General features: G+C 39.4%; 28 protein-coding genes and 1 pseudogene. 26 read left to right on the top strand and 3 right to left on the bottom strand.

Features of this window, described 5'->3' with window-relative positions:
* Positions 1-111: 111 nt before the first annotated feature.
* The 10 genes from NYP54_RS05605 to rpsJ all read left to right on the top strand — a co-directional run bounded on the left by NYP54_RS05605 (position 112) and on the right by rpsJ (position 9,910).
* Positions 112-1,128, top strand: a complete 1,017-nt coding sequence (locus NYP54_RS05605) for a succinylglutamate desuccinylase/aspartoacylase family protein (RefSeq protein ID WP_283155707.1) — start codon at positions 112-114, stop codon at positions 1,126-1,128.
* 1 nt (position 1,129) lies between these two features.
* On the top strand, positions 1,130-2,422 hold the full coding sequence (locus tag NYP54_RS05600; RefSeq protein WP_151192583.1) for an MFS transporter: 1,293 nt from the start codon (positions 1,130-1,132) through the stop codon (positions 2,420-2,422).
* A gap of 4 nt (positions 2,423-2,426) precedes the next feature.
* On the top strand, positions 2,427-2,849 hold the full coding sequence (locus NYP54_RS05595) for a hypothetical protein (RefSeq protein ID WP_283155706.1): 423 nt from the start codon (positions 2,427-2,429) through the stop codon (positions 2,847-2,849).
* 112 nt (positions 2,850-2,961) lie between these two features.
* A complete protein-coding gene (locus NYP54_RS05590; RefSeq protein WP_283155705.1) occupies positions 2,962-4,398 on the top strand; it encodes a catalase in 1,437 nt (478 codons plus the stop codon).
* Positions 4,399-4,448: 50 nt separating this feature from the next.
* Complete coding sequence (locus tag NYP54_RS05585; protein ID WP_283155704.1) at positions 4,449-5,006, top strand: superoxide dismutase family protein; 558 nt, start codon at positions 4,449-4,451, stop codon at positions 5,004-5,006.
* A 76-nt stretch (positions 5,007-5,082) separates the two neighbouring features.
* Positions 5,083-6,375 carry an adenylosuccinate synthase gene (locus tag NYP54_RS05580; RefSeq protein ID WP_283155703.1) on the top strand — a complete coding sequence of 431 codons (1,293 nt, stop codon included), beginning with the start codon at positions 5,083-5,085 and terminating at the stop codon, positions 6,373-6,375.
* A gap of 203 nt (positions 6,376-6,578) precedes the next feature.
* Positions 6,579-6,953: a 30S ribosomal protein S12 gene (gene rpsL / locus NYP54_RS05575; protein ID WP_119327900.1), complete on the top strand. Its 375-nt coding sequence runs from the start codon at positions 6,579-6,581 to the stop codon at positions 6,951-6,953.
* 29 nt (positions 6,954-6,982) lie between these two features.
* Positions 6,983-7,456 carry a 30S ribosomal protein S7 gene (gene rpsG / locus NYP54_RS05570; protein ID WP_117002725.1) on the top strand — a complete coding sequence of 158 codons (474 nt, stop codon included), beginning with the start codon at positions 6,983-6,985 and terminating at the stop codon, positions 7,454-7,456.
* Between the two features lie 15 nt (positions 7,457-7,471).
* Positions 7,472-9,568, top strand: coding sequence for an elongation factor G (gene fusA, locus NYP54_RS05565; RefSeq protein WP_117002727.1), 2,097 nt, complete (start codon positions 7,472-7,474; stop codon positions 9,566-9,568).
* A gap of 30 nt (positions 9,569-9,598) precedes the next feature.
* Complete coding sequence (gene rpsJ / locus NYP54_RS05560; protein ID WP_117002805.1) at positions 9,599-9,910, top strand: 30S ribosomal protein S10; 312 nt, start codon at positions 9,599-9,601, stop codon at positions 9,908-9,910.
* An 83-nt stretch (positions 9,911-9,993) separates the two neighbouring features.
* Here the strand turns inward: rpsJ and NYP54_RS05555 are convergent, their stop codons facing one another.
* The gene (locus NYP54_RS05555; protein ID WP_283155702.1) at positions 9,994-10,632 is read right to left on the bottom strand and encodes an outer membrane beta-barrel protein; all 639 of its coding nucleotides are present in this window, start codon (positions 10,630-10,632) and stop codon (positions 9,994-9,996) included.
* 147 nt (positions 10,633-10,779) lie between these two features.
* On the opposite strand from NYP54_RS05555, the gene serC reads away from it, so the two are divergent.
* Positions 10,780-11,832, top strand: a complete 1,053-nt coding sequence (serC, locus tag NYP54_RS05550; protein WP_283155701.1) for a 3-phosphoserine/phosphohydroxythreonine transaminase — start codon at positions 10,780-10,782, stop codon at positions 11,830-11,832.
* Here the strand turns inward: serC and NYP54_RS05545 are convergent.
* The gene (locus NYP54_RS05545) at positions 11,818-12,120 is read right to left on the bottom strand and encodes a nucleotidyltransferase domain-containing protein (protein ID WP_283155700.1); all 303 of its coding nucleotides are present in this window, start codon (positions 12,118-12,120) and stop codon (positions 11,818-11,820) included. The two genes, serC and NYP54_RS05545, sit on opposite strands and share 15 nt — an antisense overlap.
* Before the next feature lie 4 nt (positions 12,121-12,124).
* Complete coding sequence (locus tag NYP54_RS05540) at positions 12,125-12,541, bottom strand: nucleotidyltransferase substrate binding protein (RefSeq protein ID WP_283155699.1); 417 nt, start codon at positions 12,539-12,541, stop codon at positions 12,125-12,127.
* Positions 12,542-12,658: 117 nt separating this feature from the next.
* On the opposite strand from NYP54_RS05540, the pseudogene cmk reads away from it, so the two are divergent.
* From cmk to NYP54_RS05470, 15 genes and pseudogenes are all read left to right on the top strand, one after another.
* Positions 12,659-13,321: pseudogene (cmk, locus tag NYP54_RS11825) on the top strand ((d)CMP kinase); the annotation flags it as partial.
* 24 nt (positions 13,322-13,345) lie between these two features.
* Positions 13,346-14,356, top strand: a complete 1,011-nt coding sequence (locus NYP54_RS11820; protein WP_349293370.1) for an AGE family epimerase/isomerase — start codon at positions 13,346-13,348, stop codon at positions 14,354-14,356.
* 15 nt (positions 14,357-14,371) lie between these two features.
* Positions 14,372-14,944 (top strand): YqiA/YcfP family alpha/beta fold hydrolase, encoded by a 573-nt coding sequence (locus tag NYP54_RS05530; RefSeq protein ID WP_283155697.1) that lies wholly within the window; start codon positions 14,372-14,374, stop codon positions 14,942-14,944.
* Position 14,945: 1 nt separating this feature from the next.
* On the top strand, positions 14,946-16,139 hold the full coding sequence (locus NYP54_RS05525; RefSeq protein WP_283155696.1) for a beta-ketoacyl-[acyl-carrier-protein] synthase family protein: 1,194 nt from the start codon (positions 14,946-14,948) through the stop codon (positions 16,137-16,139).
* A 4-nt stretch (positions 16,140-16,143) separates the two neighbouring features.
* Positions 16,144-16,602 carry a hypothetical protein gene (locus NYP54_RS05520; RefSeq protein WP_283155695.1) on the top strand — a complete coding sequence of 153 codons (459 nt, stop codon included), beginning with the start codon at positions 16,144-16,146 and terminating at the stop codon, positions 16,600-16,602.
* Positions 16,599-17,327, top strand: coding sequence for a 3-oxoacyl-ACP reductase FabG (gene fabG / locus NYP54_RS05515; protein WP_283155694.1), 729 nt, complete (start codon positions 16,599-16,601; stop codon positions 17,325-17,327). Before NYP54_RS05520 ends, fabG begins: the two co-directional genes overlap by 4 nt.
* Positions 17,324-18,562 (top strand): beta-ketoacyl-ACP synthase, encoded by a 1,239-nt coding sequence (locus tag NYP54_RS05510; protein WP_283155693.1) that lies wholly within the window; start codon positions 17,324-17,326, stop codon positions 18,560-18,562. Before fabG ends, NYP54_RS05510 begins: the two co-directional genes overlap by 4 nt.
* Complete coding sequence (gene dapF / locus NYP54_RS05505; protein ID WP_283155692.1) at positions 18,555-19,340, top strand: diaminopimelate epimerase; 786 nt, start codon at positions 18,555-18,557, stop codon at positions 19,338-19,340. Before NYP54_RS05510 ends, dapF begins: the two co-directional genes overlap by 8 nt.
* On the top strand, positions 19,337-20,452 hold the full coding sequence (locus tag NYP54_RS05500; protein ID WP_283155691.1) for a succinylglutamate desuccinylase/aspartoacylase family protein: 1,116 nt from the start codon (positions 19,337-19,339) through the stop codon (positions 20,450-20,452). Before dapF ends, NYP54_RS05500 begins: the two co-directional genes overlap by 4 nt.
* A 94-nt stretch (positions 20,453-20,546) precedes the next feature.
* Positions 20,547-20,792, top strand: coding sequence for a DUF1778 domain-containing protein (locus NYP54_RS05495; RefSeq protein WP_117002752.1), 246 nt, complete (start codon positions 20,547-20,549; stop codon positions 20,790-20,792).
* Complete coding sequence (locus NYP54_RS05490; protein ID WP_283155690.1) at positions 20,789-21,295, top strand: GNAT family N-acetyltransferase; 507 nt, start codon at positions 20,789-20,791, stop codon at positions 21,293-21,295. The genes NYP54_RS05495 and NYP54_RS05490 overlap by 4 nt, the downstream gene beginning before the upstream one ends.
* A gap of 167 nt (positions 21,296-21,462) precedes the next feature.
* Complete coding sequence (locus NYP54_RS05485; RefSeq protein ID WP_283155689.1) at positions 21,463-22,668, top strand: DNA cytosine methyltransferase; 1,206 nt, start codon at positions 21,463-21,465, stop codon at positions 22,666-22,668.
* Positions 22,669-22,672: 4 nt separating this feature from the next.
* Complete coding sequence (locus tag NYP54_RS05480; protein WP_283155688.1) at positions 22,673-25,102, top strand: ATP-binding protein; 2,430 nt, start codon at positions 22,673-22,675, stop codon at positions 25,100-25,102.
* Positions 25,095-25,952, top strand: a complete 858-nt coding sequence (locus NYP54_RS05475) for a hypothetical protein (RefSeq protein ID WP_283155687.1) — start codon at positions 25,095-25,097, stop codon at positions 25,950-25,952. The genes NYP54_RS05480 and NYP54_RS05475 overlap by 8 nt, the downstream gene beginning before the upstream one ends.
* Entirely contained in the window at positions 25,949-26,389 is a 441-nt protein-coding gene (locus NYP54_RS05470; RefSeq protein WP_283155686.1) for a hypothetical protein, read from the top strand. The genes NYP54_RS05475 and NYP54_RS05470 overlap by 4 nt, the downstream gene beginning before the upstream one ends.
* The last annotated feature ends 68 nt before the right edge of the window (positions 26,390-26,457 follow it).

Below are 26,457 nucleotides of genomic sequence, written 5' to 3'. Positions count from 1 at the left end.
TCTTTCTACATGATATTCAATGATTTCAATTATGTGATATTTAAGGTCTTTTATAGGATCCAAGTTGCTGTTGAAATTAAAATAAAACAAATTTAAGGTCAGTAATAAAAAATGAAAAATAGTAGTTTTAAAATTTGTGATGCCAGTGTCCACCCTGGTGAGAAAGCGACATTGGCATTGCCCTTGCCTGAGCAGTATTCATGCTCGCCAATGTATATGCCAATTAAAGTCATCAATGGCAAACAAAGTGGACGTAAACTATTAGTCTTTGCAATGGTCGATGGTAATGAATTTAATGGGTTGGAAATTGCTAATCAATTATATGATGACATCTCTGCTGATGAACTGCAGGGGACATTGATCGCTATTCCAGTTTTGAATGTTTATGGTTTGTCACATTTCCCGAAGCCAACGCCAAGTGGAGTGAGACTCAGTGCTTGCTTTCCAGGCGATGAGCATGGCAGTTTTGGTGAGCGTATTGCACATATCTTTACCAAAGAAATATTGACACAGATTGATTGTTGTATTGAATTAAATACGGGGTCACTGAATCATGAGATTTTGCCACAAGTGTATTGCAACTTTGATAACGTTGAGGCGAAGAAATTAGCTAAAGCATTCCAAGCGCCAGTGATTACTGAGGTTGAGACTAAGCAAAGCGGTATTCGTGTCACTGCAGAGAGTTTGAATATTCCTTTGTTAGTGTATGAAGCAGGCGAGGCGCAACGTTTTGACCAAACGGCTATTCAGGTTGGTTTAGATGGTATTAAAAATGTGATGTGCAAACTTGGGATGCTCAGTGGTGAGATCGATGATAGTGTGACACCTGTATTCTCAAAAGATGATGATTGGCTTATTTCATCATCATCCGGTGTCTTGCACAGTGAAGTAGCATTGGGTGAGTCGATCAAAAAAGGTGATAAAATTGGGCGCCTGACGGATCCATTTAGCAATGAGAATGCAACAGTAATTAAATCAGATCTTGATGGGGTGATTGTTGGGATCAACCGCTCGCCATTGATTCAAGAGGGGGTGTCGATTTTTAAGGTAGCATCATTTATTGATAACCAAAAGGCTGAAGAGATTTTAGAGGAATGGGAAGAGAATAAACCTGAGGTTGACGAATAATATGAGTCAAAATCAAAAAATGAGTTTTATCGGCACAATCATTTGGTTGGTGTGTGCGTTATTCTTCATGTATGAGTTTTTACTTAGAACGATCTTGGGCACATTTGAGCATCCTATTATTCAAGATCTTAATTTAAACCTTGTGACATTTGCCATCCTAAGCTCAACAGCCTATCAGTTAGTTTATGGCATTATGCAAATTCCAGTGGGTATTATTACCGATCGCTTAGGCTTAAAAAAGGCATTGTTCGTTGCCGTATTTTTCTGTGCATTGGCAGTTACTGGCTTTGGCATGAGCTTTGGCTTTGATAGTGCTTTTGTTTTTAGAGTATTAATGGGGCTTGGTTCATCTTTCGGCTTTATCTGTTTGTTAGTGGCTGTATATGACTGGATGCCACGCAAACATATTGCATTGTTTATTGGCTTATCGCAATTCATAGGTACAATGGGTCCCATGTTGGCAGCAGGTCCTTTAAATAGCTTATCATCACACTCTGAGTTGCCATGGCGTTATATTTTTTATGCGTTAGGTGCAATTGGTATTGTGATTGCGATTATTGTGCTTCTCATCGTTCGCAATAATACCGATTACACGGGAAGCTTTCGTATTTTAAAGCGCCAAGAGCGATTGCAAGTCAATCTTTGGCAGCTGATGCGTCAACGTCAGGTTTGGTATATTGCCTGTTATTCAGCATGTGTGTATTTCGCCATAGAATATTTCTCTGAAAATAGTGGTAAAGCATTTTTGATGTTGCATGGCTTTAGCTCGGGTGTGTCATCTTATATGTTAACGCTATCATGGTTGGGTTATGCCATTGGCTGCCCACTTTTGGGCTTTATCTCAGATCGCACCAGTAAGCGTAAACGCATGATGGTGTTTGCCGCAGTTGTTTGTGTGTTGTCGGTTTTATGCATTACCTATTTTCCGGTCAATATTGTCGTCATTAGTATTGCCTTTTTTGGTCTTGGTATTGGTGCTAGTGGTCAGAGTATTGGTTTTGCGATTATGGCGGAGCAATGCAACAACAACTATCTAGCAGCAGGCTTGGGTCTTAATAATGCGATGATTATGCTTGTAACCTCTTTGATGGCGCCTTTGATTGGCGGGGTACTTGCCTATTTGTCAAAAGGGCACGCTTTAAGTATTACTAATTATCAGCATGGCTTTTTATTAATTATTTCTGTGATAGCTATTGGTGTATTAATTAGTATTTTCTTGATTAAAGAGACGTTTTGTAAGTCAACCAAAGAAACCACCAAGTTGACTGTAACCACATTGAAAACAGTAGAGTAAATCAATGACGACGGTGAAAGTGGCATTAAAACGATCTTTCATCCAGCTTGTCGTCATCATCTTATTATTTGGCTTTTGTCTTGTTATCATTTTTGAGCTCTTACATGCAGCGCTTTTTTATAGCGCTTTTATACTATGGGTTATTGCCTTTATTGGCATGTTATTACATTATTTATCGAGTAGGCAATTAAACGAAATTATTTTAGTTGAAACTGCGCATACGCGTAAAATTAATCTGCACTACGGCGCTCAGTGGCATAATAATGTAACAGTGCGCCGTAGCATTATGATCGCAGGCACGCTATATTTGGAATGCCAATGTGCACAGGAGAAGCGTTTAAAGCTGTGGTTATTTAAGGATCGGTTTAAAAGTAGCAAGGAGCGTTATCAGTTGATTAGATTTTTAATATTGCATGGTGATAAATAAAATATATTAAAAATAAAAATATAATATATTTCTGATAAGAAAGAGGTGAAGATAAGATTGGAAGTATAAAAATTTTCAACAAGTTGCATAACCACAATAAGGAGAGTTCAAGATGGACAAGAAGTATTTAACTACTAATAATGGCGCACCGGTTCCCAATGATAATACCAGTATTAGTGCTGGTGAGCGTGGCTCGTTAACCTTTGATAATTTCAGGTTATTTGAGAAGCTTGCGCATTTTAATCGTGAGCGTATTCCTGAGCGCGTTGTACATGCACGTGGCTCTGGTGCCTATGGTGTATTTACTTTGGAAGAAGATTTATCACATTTAAGCATTGCCGATTTTTTACAGGGCAAGGGTAAAAAAACAGATGTATTTATCCGCTTCTCAACGGTAGGAGGCGGTCAGGATTCAAGTGATTATGCACGTGATCCAAGAGGTACCGCAATTAAGTTTTATACCAAGCAAGGCAATTACGATATCGTCGGCAATAACACACCAGTATTTTTCCTAAGAGATCCCAGTAAATTTCCAGATTTTATCCATTCACAAAAGAAAAACCCACAAACCAACTTGCCAGATCCTGCAGCGATGTATGAGTTCTGGTCGAAGAATCCACAGTCGTTACATCAAATGACGATTTTAATGTCTGATCGCGGTATTCCTAAGAGCTATCGCCATATGCATATGTTTGGCTCACATACCTTAAGTTTGTATAATGCTAAAGGTGAACGTTTTTGGATCAAATGGCATTTTAAAACCCAGCAAGGTATAAAGAATCTAACCGATGAAGAAGCAGCTAAAATGTCTGGATTTGGTGCGCAAAAAGATCTTTTTGATACTATTGCCAAGGGTGATTTTCCAAAGTGGAATGTCAAAATTCAGGTAATGACGGAACAAGAAGCGCAAAATTATCATATTAATCCATTTGATTTAACCAAAGTTTGGCCACATGCTGATTTCCCATTGCAAAAGATCGGTGTGCTTGAGTTAAATCGTAATGTTGATAATTATTTTGCTGAAGTTGAGCAATCAACATTTGCGCCAAGTAATCTGGTACCTGGCACGGGTGCCTCTCCTGATAAAATGTTGCAAGCAAGACTACTTGCCTATCAAGATGCACATCGATATCGAGTTGGTGTTAACGCGCATCATCTACCCGTTAACGCGCCAAAATGTCCAATGCATAATTATCAACGTGATGGTGCGATGGCAGGCACGGGCTTAGATATCTCGCAAAATAATGATGTGAACTTTTATCCTAACCAACAAACCAGTGCGCCAACTGAAGCGCCTCAATATCAAGAACCACCATTAAGAGAATCTGGTGATATTGGTTATTATGATGCGCAAGCTGAGGATAACTACTCGCAAGCGGGAGATTTATTCCAATTGATGAGTGAATCACAAAAAGAGCAGCTAGCACATAATATCGCCGGCGGATTAGTGCATGCGACAAAAGAAGTGCAAGCTATCATGCTCGAGCAATTTAATCAAGCGCATCCAGAATACAAAAAGTATGTAGAGGCAGCGCTCATGCAGCAATGAAGTATCAAAATATAAACCATAATTTAATCGTAATCATGGAGGAGTTTAGAATGAGAATATTAAACACACTGGGTGCGGCGCTAGCATTATCAGGCGTAATTGTTTCTTCAGGTATGGCGCAATCAGCTGCAATGAATACTACAAGTCAAGCATCGCCAGTTAATGGGCAACAAAAAATCATTATCAAGATGTATAGCACTACAGCTAAGCATACTTATGTGGGGACGGTAACGGTTAGCGCATATGATAATGGATTATTGTTTACTCCTAAGCTTCACGGCTTGGTCGCATCGACAGATCATGGCTTTCATATTCATCAAAATCCTAGTTGTGATAATGGTGGTATGGCAGCCGGTGGGCATTGGGATCCTAGCAAAACGGGGAGTCATCAAGGTCCTTATGGTAATGGGCATCTGGGTGATCTGCCGATATTATATGTTGATAAAAAAGGTGATGCTAACTCCCCTGTATTTGCGCCTAGAATACATAGCTTAAATGAAATTAAAGGGCATAGTTTAATGATTCACGCAGGAGGGGATAATTATTCTGATCATCCAGAGGCGCTTGGCGGTGGAGGAGCAAGAATGTGGTGTGGTGTTATTCAATAAAACTCAAGCATTTTATTTGTCAAGCTGAACAAAAATCTTTAACATGCTACTGTAATTAGCAAAGTGAGGAATTTCAGTGAACCATAACATTGTTATCTTAGGTAGCCAGTGGGGTGATGAAGGTAAGGGTAAAGTCGTGGACTTTTTGACAGATAAAGCCAATGCCGTGGTGCGTTTTCAAGGTGGACATAATGCTGGTCACACCTTGGTGATCAATGGCGAGGTAACTAAGCTGCGCCTTATTCCGTCGGGTATTTTGCACGATGGCGTTAAGAGCTTTATTGGTAATGGTGTCGTGGTGTCATTAGAGGCTTTACATGCTGAGATGGATGAACTGTTGGCGCGCAATGTGCCGGTGTTTGAGCGTTTACGTATCAGTGAAGCATGTCCTTTGGTGTTGCCAGTGCATGTTGCTTTAGATGAAGCGCGTGAAGCAGCATTAGGTGAGCATAAAATTGGTACAACAAAACGTGGCATAGGTCCAGCGTATGAAGATAAGATTGCGCGTCGTGCGATTCGTATTGGCGATTTGGCGCATCCTGAGAAATTAAAAGCAAAGCTTACGAATCTATTGGATCTACATAATTTTACTTTGCAAAACTATTACAAAGTAGATGTCCATTTTGATTTGGAAGAAACCTATGCATCATTATTGCATTATGCAAAAACGATTTTGCCAATGATTACCGATGTATCTGCGGAATTAAATGCCATTCGTGTCAATAAAGGCAAAATTATCTTTGAAGGTGCGCAAGGCACCTTGCTTGATATCGATCATGGTACTTACCCCTTTGTAACCTCATCAAATACGATCTCGGGTACGGTAGCCTCAGGAGCGGGCTTTGGTCCATGTTATATCGATGCGGTTGTTGGCATCACAAAAGCCTATACTACGCGTGTAGGCAGTGGTGCATATCCGACTGAGTTGTTTGATGAAATTGGTGAGCACTTAGGTGTCAAAGGCTGTGAGTTTGGGACAGTAACAGGGCGTAAGCGTCGCACAGGTTGGTTGGACTTAGTGGCACTGCGTCGTGCGATTGAAATCAATAGCATCACGTCCATTTGCTTGACAAAGCTTGATGTTTTAGATGGTTTGGCAGAGATAAAGGTCTGTGTGGCATATGAGTTAGATGGTAAAGAGGTTTCTTATCCGCCGTATGATAATGCCGACTATGTGCGTTGCAAACCGATTTATAAAACATTAAAAGGCTGGTTCGAAGAGACGTTTAAGCAAACGGACTATAACAAATTGCCTCAAGCAGCGCGTGATTATGTGCGCTTTGTTGAGCAAACTTTAAATGTGCCGATTGATATTATTTCAACCGGTCCTGAGCGCAATCAGAATGTGATTGTAAAGAATATTTTCTAATTACTATGGGCGTTATCTTGTGATTAATCGTCATGTCGCTGGCGTTTACATTTCAGTTGAGATTGCCATCGCGTCAATGGTTTAAAGTCCGCGATTAAAAACCTAAATCCATTTCTTGCAAAACAGCATGGCTTTTGTATATAATGCCGCGTCTTTTTATATTTATGCAAAGATTAGATGTTTAAAAAACTACGGAGTAAATAATGGCAACTATTAACCAGTTGGTGCGCAATCCGCGCAAAAAAAAGGTTGTAAAAACAAACGTGCCAGCGTTGAAAGCATGTCCGCAAAGACGTGGTGTATGTACGCGTGTTTATACAACAACCCCTAAGAAACCAAACTCAGCGTTAAGAAAAGTAGCGCGTGTGAGATTAACAAGTGGTTTTGAAGTAACGACTTATATTGGTGGTGAAGGTCACAACCTACAAGAGCATAGCGTTATTTTGATTCGCGGTGGTCGTGTAAAAGACTTACCAGGTGTGCGTTATCACACAGTTCGCGGTGCGCTTGATACTTCAGGTGTTAAAGACCGTAAGCAAGGTCGTTCTAAGTACGGTACTAAGCGTCCTAAAGCATAAGTTTAATTTGTATTTAAAGGAAATATAAAATGTCTAGAAGAAATCGAGCACCAAAGCGCGAAGTGTTGCCAGATCCGAAGTTTAAAAGCGAGATCGTTGCAAAATTTATCAATCACATCATGTTATCAGGTAAAAAGTCTGTAGCCGAGAGAATCGTCTATGGTGCTTTTGACCAAATCGAAACTAAAAAATCAGGCGAAAAAGCGACTGAAGTTTTTGAAAAAGCTTTAGAAGCTGTTGCGCCTATGGTTGAAGTTAAGTCACGCCGTGTCGGTGGTGCAACTTACCAAGTTCCTGTTGAAGTTCGTCCAGAGCGTCAAATGACGATGGCAATGCGTTGGATCATTGATGCTTCACGTAAGCGTAAAGAAAAAAGCATGGCATATCGTGTTGCAGCTGAGTTAATGGAAGCTGTCGAAGGACGTGGTTCTGCTGTTAAGAAGCGTGAAGATACACACAAAATGGCAGAAGCAAACAAAGCCTTTGCTCATTTCCGTTGGTAAGATTGGAGAAAACTCATGTCACGTGCGACTGAACTTAGAAAATATAGAAATATTGGAATTTGTGCCCACGTAGATGCGGGCAAGACAACAACAACTGAGCGTGTGTTGTTCTATACAGGTGTTTCTCACAAAATTGGTGAGGTACATGATGGTGCCGCAACAATGGACTGGATGGAGCAAGAGCAAGAGCGTGGCATCACGATCACCTCTGCTGCGACCACCGTTTTTTGGCAAGGTATGGATCAACAGTTTGATAAGCATCGCATTAACATCATCGATACCCCAGGACACGTTGACTTCACAATCGAAGTAGAGCGTTCTTTGCGTGTACTTGATGGTGCTGTGGTTGTTTTCTGCGGTTCATCAGGTGTTGAGCCACAATCAGAAACTGTATGGCGTCAAGCAAATAAATATCACGTACCGCGTATCGTTTTTGTTAACAAAATGGATAGAGCGGGTGCTAATTTTGAGCGTGTATTAGGGCAGATTAAAACACGTTTAAAAGCAACCGTTGTTCCTATGCAGCTTAATATCGGCGCTGAAGAAGAATTCAAAGGTGTAATTGACCTTGTGCGCATGAAAGCAATCATGTGGAATGAAGAAGATAAAGGTTTGACTTACAGCTTAGAAGAAATTCCAGCTGAGCTTCGTGACCACGCTGAAGAGCTTCGTCAAGAAATGGTTGAAGCAGCGGCTGAAGCGAATGAAGAGTTGATGAACAAGTATCTTGAAGGTGAAGAGTTAACCGATGATGAGATTCATGCGGCATTACGTCAGCGTGTGATTAACAACGAAATCGTATTGGCATTCTGTGGTTCTGCGTTTAAGAACAAAGGGGTGCAAGCGGTTCTTGATGGTGTTGTGCGTTATTTGCCAGCGCCTGATGAAGTCCCAGCGATTCGTGGTGAATTAGAAGATGGCACAGAAGCATCACGTAAATCGTCTGATGACGAGCCTTTCTCAGCGTTAGCATTTAAATTGGCAGCAGATCCATTTATTGGTAACTTGACGTTTATCCGTGTTTACTCTGGTGTATTAAAATCAGGTGATGCAGTTTATAACCCAGTTAAAGAGAAAAAAGAGCGTATCGGTCGTATCGTGCAGATGCATGCTAACAAGCGTGAAGAGCTAAAAGAAGTTCGTGCAGGCGATATCGCTGCATGTATCGGCTTAAAGCAAGTCACAACCGGTGACACTTTATGTGATGAAAAGCAAATTATCACACTTGAGCGTATGGATTTCCCAGAGCCAGTTATCTCAGTTGCGGTTGAGCCAAAATCTAAAGCAGACCAAGAAAAGATGTCATTGGCATTGGGTCGTTTAGCGGCAGAAGATCCATCATTCCGCGTACAAACGGATGAAGAATCAGGTCAAACGATCATCTCTGGTATGGGTGAGCTTCACTTGGAGATTATTGTTGATCGTATGAAGCGTGAGTTTAAAGTCGAAGCTAACGTCGGTAATCCACAAGTAGCTTATCGTGAGACGATCAAACAAACGGTTGATGCGGAAGGTAAATTCGTACGTCAATCAGGTGGTCGTGGTCAATACGGTCATGTGTGGGTTAAGCTTGAGCCACAAGAAATGGGCAAAGGCTTTGAGTTCGTTGATGAAGTTGTCGGTGGTGTTGTTCCTAGAGAATATATCAACGCGGTTGGTAAGGGTATTGAAGAGCAATTGCAAAATGGTGTAATCGCTGGCTACCCAATGATCGACGTTAAAGCGACACTTTATGATGGTTCTTATCATGATGTGGATTCATCTGAGATGGCGTTTAAAATCGCAGGTTCTATGGCAGTTAAGTCAGGTGCGCAAAAAGCATCTCCTGTGATCCTTGAGCCTTTGATGAAGGTTGAAGTAGTTACGCCTGAAGAGTACATGGGTGATGTTATCGGTGACTTAAACCGTCGTCGTGGCATGATCTCTGGTATGGATGAAAACCCAAGTGGTAAAGTAGTGAATGCATTGGTGCCATTGGCAGAAATGTTTGGTTATGCAACTAACGTACGTTCAATTTCTCAAGGACGTGCATCATTCTCTATGGAGTTTGAGAAGTATGCAGAAGTACCAAACAACATTGCAGAAGACATCATTAAAAAGCGTAACTCATAATTAGAAGGTTTGAATAAAATGGCAACAAATATTAGTAACCAACGCATTCGCATCCGCTTGAAAGCGTTTGACCATAAATTAATAGATCTTTCAACAAAAGAGATCGTTGAGACAGCGAAAAGAACTGGCGCACAAGTAAAAGGTCCTATTCCTTTACCAGTACGCAAAGAGCGTTTCACTGTATTGATTTCTCCACACGTTAACAAAGATGCGCGTGATCAATATGAAATCAGAACACATAAGCGTTTGATCGATATCGTTGAGCCAACTGAAAAAACAGTTGATGCCTTAATGAAGCTGGATCTTGCTGCTGGTGTTGATGTGCAAATTAGCTTAAGCTAAGACCATTATCTAAGCCGCTTTAAAAGAGTGGCAATTCTTAAAAGCGACCTAGTGTCGCTTTTTTTATATCTGGGGCTGAGCAATTACATTGGTAATGTATAGCTGATATAGGCGCTTAAGCTCGCGCTTGCCATTACTTTAACATCGCTGCCATCAATGGAATCACTAGCGCGAATTTTTGCGGTTGAGCCAAATAAGTAACTAAACTGTCCACCAATATTAATCCCATTTTGGAATTTATAACCAGCACCTGCAACAATGGTTGGTAGAAAATCGGAGTTACTCCTATCAACATTAGGTGTGAAATAGGCGCCCATGTTGGTGATGTCTTGGTGGACGTACGTTGCGCCACCTTTAACAAAAACATTAACGCCATTAGTGAATATATATTTACCAGCGACAAGAAGCGGAATATACCATTGATTGAGCATTGATTTGTCTGAACCGTCGGCTTTGAGTGACGCTAGATCATAGCCATAACCAAAGCCAGACTCCAAACCTACGCTAATATGTTGATTTAAAGCAAGGTCATAGCCGATCATGACGCTGCTGATTGGTCCGCCTTCTGTTTTGGTGGTATTGCTGGTAATGCCACTTGAATCATAGCTGGCAGTCGACGCAGCACCTGCTGCGGCACCAATCACAAGTCCTGTTTGGGCGCTTTGGGCAAAAACGGATGTTGATAATAGGCATAATGCTGTAATGCTTAATATTTTTTTCATAGATACTTTCCTTTGGTGAATTACTAAAGGTGAGTATAACCTTTAACAGTTGGTAAATGGAATAGAAAGATGCTTCAATAAACACTGCAAAATGGGTTGTGGCTAGTATATAATTTTCAACAATTTTAATGCACCAAGTCACATAAAATGTATCAACTTAATTTTTGCGCAGGCCCCGCGAGTCTACCAGAGTCTATTTATCAAGCGTTGAGCCAAATGGTTTTAAATTATCACAATACCGGTTTGTCACTGTTGTCCTTGTCACATCGTGATCAATTGTTTGCTGAAATCAATAACAAGATTAAGCAGCATTTGCGTACTCTGTTAGCGTTGCCTGAGAGTTATGAAATACTACTCATGCCAGCAGGAGCTAGTGCACAGTTTGCCGCTGTTCCAATAAACCTTAAGCAAAATGGCAGGGCGCTATATATCAATAGTGGTTACTGGGCAAAGGCAGCAATTAAAGAGGCTAAAAAGTTTATTGAAGTCGATACGATTGAGGGCGTGGATAATGCGATTGATCATATTGTGGATGGCTATGATTATATCCATTACACAGAAAATGAAACGATTGATGGTGTGATATGGCAAAAAACACTTGTGACTAATCTGCCGTTGGTTTGTGATATGTCGTCAAGCTTTTTATCAAAACCAATCGATGTGACCAAGTTTGATCTAATTTATGCTGGAGCCCAGAAAAACATTGGCTTGCCAGGGGTGACGGTTGTTTTAATTAAAAAAGCATTGATTGAAAATATCAAGCAAAAGGCGATTCCGGCTGTGTTAAGCTATCAGGCAATGCAGCAGGCGGATTCTTTGTATAATACGCCGGATATGTTTGCGTGGGCAGCAATGGAGCTGGTACTTGCTGATTTGATCAAACAAGGCGGGTTAGATGTTGTTACTGAGAAGAATGCGCGTAAAGCTGCCCTACTTTATGAAGCAATTGATCAGTCAAAACTATTTAGCAATAATGTTCCGTTGCATAATCGCTCACCGATGAATGTTGTATTTCAATTGCCAAGTGATGAATTAACAACTAAATTTCTAAGCTTTGCCGATAGCCAAGGTGTTTATGGCATTGCAGGGCATCGCAGTGTCGGTGGTGTACGTGTCAGCTTATATAATGCAATTGAGCTTAAAGATGTACAACAATTGGTGTCAGTCATGAGAGACTTTGAATGCTTAACGAGCAAATAGCGTAATACCATGGCGATCAATATGTGACTTAAGTTCAGGGTTGGTTAATTGTGTATAAATTGACAGATCAAACAAATAAGGCAGGAAAAGAGCATCAATAGCTTCTTCAAGTTGGAATAAATCCTTCACTGTTAGATCATCGCCGATAAGTGTCAAATCAATATCAGAACCAGTATGATAGTTTCCCTTGGCACGTGAACCATACAAAATAGCTTTTGTAATCTTTGGCTGCTGACTTATCGCGTGGGTAATTGCAGCAAGCGTTTGTTCTGTTAATCCGTAGGGCATGTTGCTACTCTTTTGCTGCTAGGTTTTTTAATGTTTCGGCAAGCTCAGTAAAGCAGCTGATGTATTCGTTTAAGATCAATGTGGCAATTTCTTCGACCGTGCTTTCATCATAAGTGTGAGAGGTTAAATTGCGACTTTTAATCATTTGCATCCAAACATCACCCTTGTCAATTAAGCCATTGGCAAATGCTTGTCTTGTCGCATCTTTTGATCCGAAAATATCTTCGGTACTGCCGCGATGTTTAAGAAAGTCTTTTAATGTTTTCCACGCAAGTTCATGGGTGTATTCAAAGGCTTGAATAAGACCTTGCTTTTCAAGTAATGACAAAGGTCTTTGATGTGCTAGCGTGACGGCACTTTGTAATTGCGAGAGTGCTTTTTGATAGTTGTCAAAGCGTTGCAGCCAGCGAATATCTGTCATTATTATATTCCTAGTTAAGTTGAAAGTGCGCATAAGGGGTATTATAGATTGGTTTCTGAAACAATAGATAGTAGAATTGGGCAAAGACTCGCGTATCGCGCTTAGGATTTATTTTAGATGTCAAATAAAGTTGAAATTATTACCATTGATGGTCCAAGTGGCGTTGGCAAGGGGACGTTATCACGCCTGTTAGCGCAAAAGCTTGATTATGCACTGTTGGATAGTGGTGCGATTTACCGCTTGGCAGCACTTTATGTGCTTGATCATGGGATTGATATAAGTCATGAGCAGTTGCTGTATGATGAACTGAGGCAATTAAATATTCACTTTGCCGTTGAGGACAATCAAACAAAAGCTTTTTTAGATGGTGTGGATGTCACTATGCGTATTCGTCAAGAACAAACGGGGATGATGGCATCAAAGATTGCCAAGATCTCAATAGTGCGCGATGCATTACTGGCTTGTCAGCAGGCTTTTGCTCAAGGTGTTAGAGGTCTAGTTGCCGATGGACGCGATATGGGGACGGTGGTTTTTCCCAACGCAAGACACAAATTCTTCTTAGAAGCGGGCAGTCAAATTCGCGCCCAAAGGCGCTATGATGAGCTTATCGCTAAAGGTCAAAAAGCCGACTTTACAGAGATATTAACGCAGCTTGAAGCACGTGATCATCAGGATCGCAATCGTGAAGTGGCGCCATTGAGACCTGCTGAAGATGCATTGATTATTGATACGAGCTCGTTAGGCGTTGATGGAGTTTTTGCTAAGGTTTATGCGGCAGTTAAGGTTAAAAATAATAACGAACAGATGACAGCTGCTATTGATGCCTATTATCAGTTGTTGATAAAAGCGATTGATCAGTTGGGGTATGCGCCTGAGTTTTTAAATGCCCCACAAAAAATAGATCAAGCTAACACACGCTTATTATGTCAAACACGTAGTTTATTCTTTCTATTGACCTATGGTGAGTTAACAAATACGCAAGCTGCTAACGCGTATGCCTATAAACTATATCAAGTGATGAAATCGCAGTATTTCGATGAATGCAGCAAGGTATGGTTTAAAGCACAAAGCTCAAAAGATGACAATGATCTGTATGAGTATGCTTTTGTCTTATTTTCTTTGTCAGTGCTATATAGCACGTTTAAAGAGCAAGTGATTGGCGAGTATATTGAGCATGTTAATAAGCTAATCACGCAAAAGTTTATTGCGGATGATTTTAAAGCGCTCAAAGATCAACATGATGTCATTGGACAAAATGCATTAATGCATCTCTTTGAAGCGTATTTAGGCGCCTACCGCCACACTCAAAATCCAATTTTTAAAACCCAAGCTGAAGCGTTATATCAGAAGATTATTGCACTATTTTTTGACCATGAAAGAAGCTTGATGCGCGAATATTCTAGAGAAGATAAAAGCGCACTATTTGAGCCAGGGCATAGCTTTGAGTGGAGTAGTTTGATTGTTGAGGCACAAGCGTTGGGCGTTGATGTTGATATAATGAGTGATCATGTTGGCTTATATCAAGCGGCGGCTAAAGTTGGCATAAATGATTGTGGGTTTATTAGGCCCAATTTAAATGATGCGTCTAAAGATACACAATATCGCATTTGGCCAATGTTGGAGTATATGCGTTATTTGGCAATGACAGCAAATTATGAGCGCTTAGATAATGCCTTGAATATTTTTTCAACGGTATTTCTTAAGCATAATTTACCGATTGAATATGTTGATAGTGAAGGTGCTGTAGGCTTTGATGATGTTAAATCAACAACAGGCTATCATTTGATTAACTGTTGGCAGTATATGTTGCGATAAAAAGAGGGTGGATGGATGACAAATAATTATTTTCTCTACTTACATGGCTTTCAAGGCTCACCTAACTCGCCCAAAGCACAAAAGCTTAAAGCTTGGCTAAATGATCAATTTCCAGAAGCATCGATCGATGCACCTGAGTTACCGATGCAAACAAAAGCTGCACTTGATCTTACTCATAAGCTGCTCGATGACGCAAAGGCTGATAATAAAGTAATTATTGGTAGTTCATTGGGTGGTTATATGGCGCACTTATTGAAGCAAACGCGTGATGATGTTATTAAGGTGATTTTGATTAACCCAGCGGCACGCTTAGATTTAATCGCGCAAATGCCTGCGTATAACCATATGCATGATGAAGCGATGGCATTATTTAATGCAATGCCAAAAACGTTGACCTCATTATCAGACTATCTGTTATTGTTACAAGAAGATGATCAAACAACACCGATAAATTTGGCGCTAGCAGTCTTTAACGGTGCACAGATCGATCTTAAATCTGGTCAAGGGCACGCCTATAGTGATATAGAGGTAAGCTTTGATGCAATCCGTCAGTTTCTTACAGTTCATTCAACGGTGTGTGATTCATAAAATGCGGGATCCTATTTATATCAATGATTTTGCCGTGTTAAATGCGCTTGGTAATAATAAACAAGAAGTTGCTAAAGCACTGTTGGCGAATGTTTCGCCATTGACGCCATATGGTAAGCTTTTTAGTGGGCGGCAAACTTATGTTGGCAAGGTAAATTGTCAGTTAAACGCATTGCCTAGTCAGTATCAGGCAATTGATTGCCATAATAATCGGATGTTGTTTAAGGCATTTCAAGAAATTAAGCCTGTGTATGATGCGTTAGCAAAGAAAACGGATCGACATAAAATAGGCGTTATTTTAGGCACAAGTACCTCGGGCATTTTAGAGGGTGAGAAGTCATTTACGCATTATATGCAAACAGGAGAAATGCTTGCCAATTTTCATTATCATCAGCAAGAATTTGGCACAATGGCAGAGTTTATTGCAAAGCTTGCTGAGGCCAAAGGTCCTTGCTATGTGATCTCAACAGCATGCTCGTCAAGTGGCAAAGCCTTTCTCTCAGCAAAGCGTTTAATCAATTCAGGCATTTGTGATATCTGTATTGTTGGCGGGGCAGATAGTTTATCTGAATTGCCGCTTAATGGCTTTGATGCGTTAGATTCAGTGACAAAAAGCATTTGCCAGCCCTTTGGGCAAGATCGTGATGGGATTAATATCGGTGAGGGTGCCGCGTTATTTGTGTTAAGCAAAACCCCAGCAGATTTAGCACTTTTAGGCGGTGGAGAAACCTCAGATGCTTATCATATTACTTCACCCGATCCTGAAGGGGAAGGCGCCAAGCAAGCAATATTAAACGCACTAAAAGATGCCAATCTTAATCCAGATGATATTGCCTATGTCAATGCGCATGGTACGGCAACACCAAAAAATGATCAGATGGAGAGTAAAGCTATTTTTGAGGTGTTTGGTGAAAGGGTCTTATGTAGTTCGACAAAACCGCTAACTGGGCATACATTAGGTGCGGCAAGTGCGACCGAGTTAGCACTTTGTGCATTGTTGTTATCTAAAGAATACAACCCAAATCATAGATTGCCTGCGCAAATCAGCACGGCTAAGTTGGATTGTGAGTTACCAGACATTCAATTAACCAATGAAGAGAGTGTTTGGCAAAAGCCTTGCTTTTTAAGTAACTCATTCGCATTTGGTGGTAATAATGTCAGCTTGATTATTGCTAGAGCTAATAAAGGAAGCTAAGTTTGTGATGTATGACTTAAATGAAATTATTCCACAATCACCACCGATGCAGCTGATTGATTCATTGCAAGAAGTTAATCAAGAAAAGGCGGTTTGTCTTGCCAGAATTACGCCTAAGCATATTTTTTATGATGCTGAGATTAAAGGTGTATATGCTTGTGTGGGTATTGAAATGATGGCACAAGCTTCAGCTGTGTTAGCTTATTTCCAGGGCGATGAAAGTGATCACGCACCAAGGCGTGGGTTTATGATTAGCGTGCGTAATTTTAAAGCGACGCGTGCAAGCTTTGATGAAGGCGATGTATTAACGGTTGTGGCGCATAAAGAGTTTATAAGTGATCCACTGGGGGTGTTTATGTGTGAGATTCATCATCAGGATCAATGTGTTGCACAAGCAAAATTTAGCGCCTATCAGCCAAGTGATAAAGAGTTTACAGAAATTATTCAGGGGAAAGTATTTTGAGTAAAAGAGCATTAGTGACAGGGGCAAGCAAAGGGATTGGGCAAGGGGCTGCAATCATGCTCGCGCAATCTGGCTTTGAGGTTGTAGTTCATTATCACAGCGATGTTGAAGGTGCTCATCAAACCAAGCATGTGATTGAGGCAAATGGTGGCAAGGCGTCACTGATTCAATTTGATCTACAAGATAGAGCGACGTGTCATGTAAAGTTAAACACTGAAATTGCGCAAAATGGCGCATTTTATGCAGTTGTGAATAATGCTGGAATTTGTCAGGATGCGCCATTTCCAGCAATGGAAGATGAGATGTGGGATCGCGTGATTCAAACCAATTTGGATGGCTTTTATAATGTATTAAAGCCTTGTGTGATGCCGATGATTCAGCTAAGAAAAGGTGGGCGCATTGTCACATTAGCCTCTGTTTCAGGAGTTGCAGGCAATAAAGGGCAAGTCAATTACAGTGCGGCAAAATCAGGTATTATTGGCGCGACAAAAGCCTTGGCGCTTGAGCTTGCTAAACGTAAAATTACCGTTAATTGCGTAGCCCCTGGCTTAATTGAAACAGATATGATTAAAGATTTAGAGTATAAAGACGAGATTGAAAAGCATATTCCAATGCGTCGGGCAGGTAAGGTTGAAGAAGTTGCGTCAGTGATTAATTTTTTATGTTCTGATGCAGCAAGTTATATCACGCGTCAAGTAATATCAGTTAATGGTGGCTTGATATGAATAAGCGCGTTGTCATTACTGGAATGGCTGGTATTACTGCATTAGGCAATGACTGGCATACGATTAAATCGGCATTGCTTCAAGGCAAAACGGCTACAAAAAAAATTAACGCATGGCAAGAAATCAAAGGCTTACATACCAACTTAGGCGCACCGATTACTGATTTTGAGATGCCGGCACACTATACCCGCAAACAAACCCGCTCAATGGGGCGTGTTGCTCAGCTAGCAACTGTTGCCAGTGAGAATGCCTTGAAAGATGCGGCAATTTTTGAGCATAAAGCACTACTTGAAAGTGGCGATGTTGGTATTGCCTTTGGCTCGTGCTCGGGTAGCACACAAGCTTTGTGTGATCTGATTAAAATTGAGACTGAAAAAACCGTGCAAAATGTCAGTGCGACGACTTATGTAAAATCAATGAGCCATACCTGTGCGGTTAATATTGCACTGATCTTTGGCTTAACGGGACGCGTGATCCCAGCATCAAGTGCATGCACTTCAAGCTCGCAAGCGATAGGTTATGCCTATGAGGCGATTAAGCATGGTTATCAAAAAGTCATGTTGGCAGGTGGAGCGGAGGAGTTATGCCCCAGTCAAGTGACGATTTTTGATACTTTATTTGCCACAAGTCAGCAAAATGATAAACCGCAGATGACACCCAGACCTTTTGATCAAGCACGTGATGGCTTAGTGATTGGTGAAGGCGCATGTACGTTAATCTTAGAGGAGTATGAGCACGCCAAGGCGCGAGGTGCTAAGATTTATGCCGAAGTGATTGGTTTTGGTACCAATTGTGATGCCAGGCATATCACACAACCCACGGCACAAAAAATGGTTGAAGCTTTGAAGCTTGCGATGGCAGATGCTAAGGTTAATGCCGATGATATCGGTTATATTTGCGCTCATGGTACGGCAACTGATCGCGGTGATATCGCTGAAAGTGAGGCGACTTTTACCTTGTTTGGCGATAAAACGCCTATCAGTTCATTAAAGGGTAATTTTGGTCATACATTAGGTGCTTGTGGCGCACTTGAGTCATGGTTATCGATTATGATGATGAAGGAAGGTGAATTTATGCCAACGGCAAATTTGCAAAAGGTCGATGCGTCTTGCGCCGATCTTAACTACATTATTGGGAATCCAAAAAAACTTAAAACAAACATCGTTATGAGTAATAATTTTGCTTTTGGTGGTATTAATACCTCGTTGATTTTTAAGGATTATTACAATGAGTAAACCATTGCTGTTTAACAAAATGTGTGCGTTAGGCAATGACTTTGTTGTTATTGATGAACGCAAAAAACCACGTAATTGGCAAGCGCGTCAAGTGCAGCAAATTTGCCATCGGCGTTTTGGTGTCGGCGCCGATCAGCTATTGTTGATTAGGAAATCTGGCAAAGCTGATGCCAGTATGCATATCTATAATCAAGATGGTTCTAAAGCCAAGCAATGTGGTAATGGCTTGCGTGCAGTGGCAAGTTTACTGCTCACGGAAAAAGGAAGTTTAGAAGTCAATATTGAGGTTGGAGGTTATGTTCATCGTTGTCGCTTGGTCGCGCATGATTGGATTGAGGTGGCTTTTCCGTTGCCTGTAGTCAATGAGAGTCAAAAAAAACTGATGGGTGATTCGGGCTTTGATCATGCGTTAGAGGTTGATGTGGGTAATCCACATTTGGTATTGTTTCGCTCGCAACATACTGAATTAAAAGATTTCGATGATCTGGGTAGAGTGTTGCAAACACAATACGCTGGCGGTATTAATGTACATGCATTAAAGCAGTTATCCAAAGATCGTATTTACTTAGATCATTGGGAGCGCGGCACGGGAATAACGCCTTCTTGTGGTAGTGGCAGTATTGCCAGTGTGTATGCTGGTGTTTCATTGGGGCTTTTGAAGCCTAAAGTTGTAGTGGAAAATGCCATCAGTAACTTAACTGTTGAATGCACACCAGAAGAAGTACGATTAAGTGGTGTGGTGAGATTGATTTTTAATGGTCAAATAGAAGTAGCATGATGATAAATATAAGAGAAATCCCTTTTAGAGCAACGATTTCAGGCTTAACGCATAGCATTAGTGTGATTGAATACAAGCATCCAGAAGCCAAAGCGAATATCTATATGCAGGCGGCATTGCATGCTGCTGAGAGCAATGGCATTGCACTGATTTATTTATTGCGTGAGTATTTGGAGGCACATGATTTTCCATACAATGTGACATTGGTGCCGTTTGCCAATCCTTTTGCCATGGATATTAAAATTGGTGAGTATACCTATGGACGTTTTGATGCTAAAACTGGTGAAAACTGGAATCGTGGATTTAAAAACTTGCTTACGGCACATGCCGGTTTAGAGAAGATCGATCTTGATGCGTTTGTTGAGAAGTATCAAAATCAAGGCTTTGATACGCTATGTCATGAGTTTTCAGAGCTTCTGAGCGTGCGCTTAGCAGTGAGCTTGCAAAATAATACAGCGCCTCATGAAAAGCTTGCCAACATTCTGCATGATTTGGCATTAGCTGCTGATTTTAGTTTTGATTTACATTGTGATTCAATCTCAGCACCGTATATTTATGCGCCAAGTTATTTGCACTCAGCGCGTCTAAAACACTTTAATAGTAATGCATTTATTTTGACGCCAAATGAACCCAGTGGCTGCTTTAACCAAGCCATTTTTTATCCGTGGTGGCAATTAACTGACTGTTGGAATTGCATCACAGGAGATAGTAAAACACCACCAAAACATGCGTTTACCTATGAAATGGGTAATAAGGAAAGTTTTGATCTTAAGAATGCTAAGCACTTATTGGAAGGTATTCTTGAGTATATTAATAACCCAGACGATGCGAAAAATACCAGTAATAAATATGCTTGTTACGAGCATGATTTTTCACGCGTTAGAGCACCCGTTGGTGGTATGGTTGATTATCAAGATAATTTATTGGGTTCACTACAAAAGCCAAATACATCACTGGCAACGATTTATGATAAAAATAGTGTTCTAGGTGTTGGTAAGCCGCAGGTTTTAAGTGTACCGCATGAGACTTTATTGTTAACGCGCACTTCGTCGGCAACCGTGCATGAAGGCGATGAGGTATTAAAAGTAATGGCGAATTGTTTTAATATTTAAAGGTTTGAAACTTATGCGAAATCCACTATACTTGCCGTTAAAATAACGGGTTATATTTAAGTCTCTGTAAGTAGGTGAATTTGAGGTATAAGTTATGGCGCATGCAAGAATTGAATTAAATACTAAGGATGATATCAAACAAACGATAGAGAAGGCTGCCGCACTTTCTGGTATGGCAGTATCGGCATTCATTATTAGTAATTGTTTGCCTAGAGCGCGAAAAATCGTTGAAAATGAAAAGAGAATTAGCTTGGATAGCAAAACAGCACAAGCGTTCTTGTCATTATTGGATAACCCACCTAAACCAAATCAGAAATTAAAAGATTTGCTCAAATCATGATGGGGCTTAAGGTTAGTCCGCTGAGCAAAGCATTTAATCGTAGCCTTTTTAATTGTGGCGTTTCTGAGCTTGATATATTTATACAGAAATTCGCACTGCAAAATCAAAAGAAGATGTACAGCAAAACATATGTTGCACATGCTACGGATAGTGATGAGATTATGGGCTACTATACAATTACCGCGGCAGAGATCATTCAAAAGGCACTGCCTGAGCATATCAATCACCCAAGGTATCCTGTTAGTGCCGCAAGAATATGCCGCTTAGCGGTGAATAATCAGCATAAGGGCGCGGGTATTGGTGCTTATTTGCTAAAAGACGCTCTGCTTAAAATTGTGGCAGCAGCACAAATTATGGGCGTATTTTCTGTTATCGTCGATGCCAAGAGCGATGAAGCAAAGGCGTTTTATAAAAATTATGGTTTTATTGAATTAACAGGACAGTCGTTGCAGTTGATATTGCCTGTGGCAACAGTTGAAAAAGCAGTACAAGAAAATCTGTAAAATAACTGGCTGTGAGTATATAATCAGGCTTTCAAAATTATCATAATGAGTTTTAGATAATGACAGCTACGGCGAATCACACTGCTATTTTAGAAATCCATCTCAATAATCGCTTATTTGTAGTAAACTTAAGAGCGAATCTATTTTAATATTAAGAGAGTGTGGAAGTGTTAAGCTATATTGACTTGTTTGCCGGATGTGGCGGTTTATCTTTGGGGCTCCAAAAAGCGGGCTTTCAAGGTATATTTGCCATTGAAAAAACGGTAGATGCATTTAAAACACTCAAATATAATCTCATTGATAACGAAACAGTTTTACCTTTCAAATGGCCAAGTTGGTTGCCTTGCAAAGAGATGACAACAAAGGCTCTTCTTGAAAACTATGGTTTGCAGTTAAAACAATTGCAAGGAAAGGTTGACTTGATTGCTGGAGGACCTCCCTGTCAAGGGTTTTCATTTGCTGGGAAACGTGATTCTAATGATCCTAGAAACAAACTTACGGATGAATATATTGAAATTGTATCGATCGTACAGCCCAAATATCTTTTATTAGAAAATGTTAAAGGTTTTAGCACTGCTTTTAAAAAGCAAAATACAAAAGAGCCATATGCCATGATCGTTAAGAAAAAACTTGAATCACTTGGTTATCAGGTTTTTCATCAAATGGTGAATGCCTCTGATTTTGGCGTCCCCCAACCAAGAGCTCGTTTTATCTTAATTGCATTTAGAAAGGACATAAAAATAGCCCAGTCTCCTTTTGATTTATTGCCTGATTTCTTAACTCAATATAAAGACAATAAAGGATTAGGTGGCAAAGAAGTTACGGTCAAGCAAGCAATATCTGATCTGGAAACTCAACATGGAGTCAATGTCATGGATAGTGTTGATAGTAAAGGTTTTAAGCAGATAAAATATGAGCGCAAAAAACTGAGTAATTATCAGAAAATTATGCGTGAGAATTGTAGTCCAGACTACTCACCAAATAGCTTAAGACTAGCGCGGCATAATCAAGCAACGATTACGCGGTTTAATCAAATTCTAAATTATTACCCAAAAGGCAAAAGCTTAACAAGTAAACAACTGGCTGAACTTGGCACAAAAAAGCAATGCTTTACACCTTTGCACCCCAATATGCCTTCAAGAACAATAACCACTTTACCAGATGATTTGTTACACTATAGTGAGCCACGAATTCTAACTGTTAGGGAGAATGCACGTATTCAATCCTTCCCTGATTGGTTTGAGTTTCAAGGGAAATACACAACAGGTGGTGCAAGAAGGAAGGAGGAATGTCCTCGCTATACACAAGTAGGTAATGCGGTTCCTCCATTAATGGCAGAGGCCTTGGGTAAGCTAATTAAAGAAGTAGGGTGAGTAGATGACAAAAAGCAGTAAGCTTAATTTTAAAGCAAATGCTGGTATAAAAGATATTGTCGGGCGCGGGTTAATCTATGATGATAATGTCGCGATTATTGAGTTAGTTAAAAACTCCAAAGATGCCAAAAGTTCTCAATCAACGATCCGTTTTGTTAATGAGACAGAGCAAACGCCAGAGTCATCTATCATGATTGCTGATGATGGCAAAGGAATGACAATTGATGACATTAAGGATAAATGGTTAAACATTGCTTATTCAGAAAAAAAAGGCAAGCGGCTAGATGCTAAAACAGCATATGCTGGTAATAAAGGTGTGGGGCGTTTTAGCTGTGACCGATTAGGCAGTCAGTTAACACTTTACACAAAGTCATTAAAGGGCAATTACCTTAAGTTATTTATCGACTGGACATGGTTTGAGGGTAAAGATAAAGATGATGAGATATCATCAATTGATCTGCAATGTGAAGTATTATCAGAAACACAATTTAAAAAAGAGATAAAACCACTTTATGAAGCGCCTTTTGCCCAAGGAACGATTCTGAAAATTACGCATTTGCGTAGCCAATGGGAGAAGAGAAAATTAAAAACACTCATTGCTGAGCTAGAAAAATTCTCCCCTTCATTAAATGATGATTTTGATGTTTATCTTTATACTAATACGGATTATAAAATAACGGATAGTGAAAAGAAAAATGACAAGTCTGACTGGTGGAAAAATTTAAATGGTAAAATCAATAATAATATTCTTAATACGCTTTCATTTAAGACAACTTATATCCATTCTAAAATTGATGATAAAGGCGAAAGCATTGTAACAACACTTTATTACCAACAAGAAAAAATTTATTGGTACACTCTTAAAAACCCTTATAAGCATTTAAAAAATATCGAAGTGGAGATTCATTTTTTAGATACGATTAGTAAAGGTTTTTTTAAAAGAAGATATGGATTGATCGCAGGAGATTATGGGTCCGTTTTTTTATTTCATAACGGTTTTCGAGTTTCACCTTATGGAAACTATAAAAACGACTGGTTAGGATTAGATTATTGGAAATCTCAAGGACATGGCAGACGATTGGGTACTAGAGACGTTATTGGGAAAATCACTATAGATGATAACGAAGAGCAGTTTGCTATTATGACAAATAGAGAAGGTTTGATTAAAAATAATGCGTTTTGGGAATTGATTGCTTATGATAAAGAAAATCAAGTTAGTTTAATTAATGGAAAAGAAAGTTATGGTTTCGTGCCAGTCATAGTACGTCAATTAGAAAACTTTGTTATAAAAGGACTTAACTGGGGGAAAATTGTTGATAGACTTTATCCTGATAATGAGAAAGTTATTACAGGAAATGTGATTGATGACCCTGAAAGATATGAGTTAGAGCCACTTAGCACGGAAAAACTAAGAGAAGCATGCGAGCGTATATTGACATCTGATTGGGATGTTCAAGAATTTGATATAAATACAAATTTAGTGCAGAAACTGTCAAATGAAAAACTAGGAGATGTACAGTCACAAATACTTAAAACGCTTGAAGTTGTGGAAAAAAAAGACCCGTTGGATTGGAGCTCTGTTGATAAAGGAGCTATTAAAAAAACAATCCAAGAGCAGCAAGAGCAAAAAGAGCTAGCGGAGCAAGAATGGGAATATGAAGCTGAAAAAAGAGCTTTAGCTGAGGATAAAAAAGTACAGGCTGAACAAAAAGTTGAAGAAAAAGTTAAGCAAAATTTATTTTTACGCTCAATGGTTAGTGATGATTTAACGAATATTGTCAGTCTTCACCATCATATTGGTATAGCAGCTAGTACAATTGATAATTATATCTCAAGCTTAGTTGGTAAGATACAAGCAGGTCAAGTAATTAGTAATGAAAAGCTTTTAGGTGTATTAGGCAAAATAAATCAGCAAGTCAAAAAAATAACGACAACGACTAATTTTGCTACTAAGGCAAATTTTAATCTGACAGGCTCCATTATCAATGAAGATTTATGCGCTTATATCGAAGAGTACTTATTAAATGTGTGCTCAGGTTTGATAAAAGTATATAGACAGTCAAATAAAGCAATTAAATTCAATTTTATTAATTCAGGCAACAAAGTTTTTATTACCAAATTTAAGCCATTAGAACTATCGATTATTTTAGATAATTTAATTAATAATTCTAGAAAAGCAGAGGCAACTAAGATTGCACTTGAGGTAATCGATATTTCAGATAAAAAATTACTAATGGGTTACTCGGATAATGGAGTAGGCATTCCAAAAGCAAATAAACCATCTATTTTTGATCTTGGTTATACGACCACAGAGGGATCTGGCTTAGGATTAAGCCAAGTAAAAGAATTGCTTCAAAAAAGTGATAATGATATATACCTAAAGAACACAGATGATGATAAAGCAGAATTTATAATAAGGTTTGGTGATGAGTAAGGACAACTTGGGAATAAAATTAGAATATAAAATTTTATGTATTGATGATAATGAAAGTTGGTTTGAATCAGTTATAAGCCGAGTTATTGAGCCTAAACATATCACAATTGACTGGAGACAAGATACAGACTTTGATCCAAGAAGCTCGAGTAATATACATACTTATGATTTAATTTTAGTGGATTATAACTTAAATAATGATCATAAAGGGGATGACCATATTAGATGTTTTCGAGATGAAAAAGGCTGTCTTACAAATATTATTTTTTACTCAAGTCAAGATATTAGTGGTTGTGATGTTTCTAGCTGGGATGGTGTGATTTCTTGCACTAGAGACGAGGTTGCAGAGGAATTGAAAAAAACAATTGAATCCTTTGGTTATAGGCTTTCAGATCATAATATTATGCGGGGATTAATTCTTGCAGAAGCAATTGACGTCGAAAATCAATTGGGGAAAATAATTTTACAAGTATTTAATGATGAAGCAGAGTTTTTTGAGAAAAATTTTTTCATAAAGAGTAAGGTGAGTTTCTCGCAGAAATACGAGCTAGTGATAAGTTATTTGAAGAAAGCTAGATATGATGGTGATGATTTTGTAAAAAGGATAAAGCATTCATTAAAGAATTTTCAAGATGAAATTGTGACCCAACGTAATATTCTTGCCCATGGTCATCAAAGCCTAGATGATGAAAGAAAGGGAGTAATTATTACTGGATATACAAAATCTGGAGGGAAGTTAGTAATTAACTTTGACAACGAATGGAAAAATACCATTCGTCAAAATATTAGAAAGCACAAAGATAACTTAAACAAGCTCTATGACTATATCAAAGAAAATCAGCAAGCATGAAAACAATCCTCTTTGACCTTGATGGCACCTTAGCTGATATTACTCATCGCAGGCATTATGTAATGTCTGAAAAAAAGAACTGGGCACAGTTTAATGCGCATATTGGTGATGATAAGCCAAATTTGCCAATTGTGTCACTCTATAAAACACTGTGGCAGTCTCAACAATATGAAATTATTATTGTTTCAGGTCGCTCTGAGCAATATCGCAAAATTACTGAGCACTGGTTGATATGGCATGAAATTCCTTTTAAGCGCTTAGTAATGCGCCAGATAAAAGATAATCGTAAAGATGCAATTATTAAAAAAGAAATCTTAGACTTACTACGTCAAGAGGGTAAAGATATTTTATTTGCTGTGGATGATCGCCAGCAAGTAGTCGATATGTGGCGTGAAAACGGAATTATGTGTCTGCAGTGTGATATTGGTGATTTTTAATTTGATTTCATGTGAAGGGTAAATGACATACAAGAAAATCTGTAAAATAACTGGCTGTGAGTATATAA

This window comes from Cysteiniphilum sp. QT6929, from assembly GCF_030035755.1.
Lineage (GTDB): Bacteria > Pseudomonadota > Gammaproteobacteria > Francisellales > Francisellaceae > Caedibacter > Caedibacter litoralis.
Note: the sequence above shows the minus strand (reverse complement) of the source record. Positions and strands in the feature narration are given on the sequence as shown.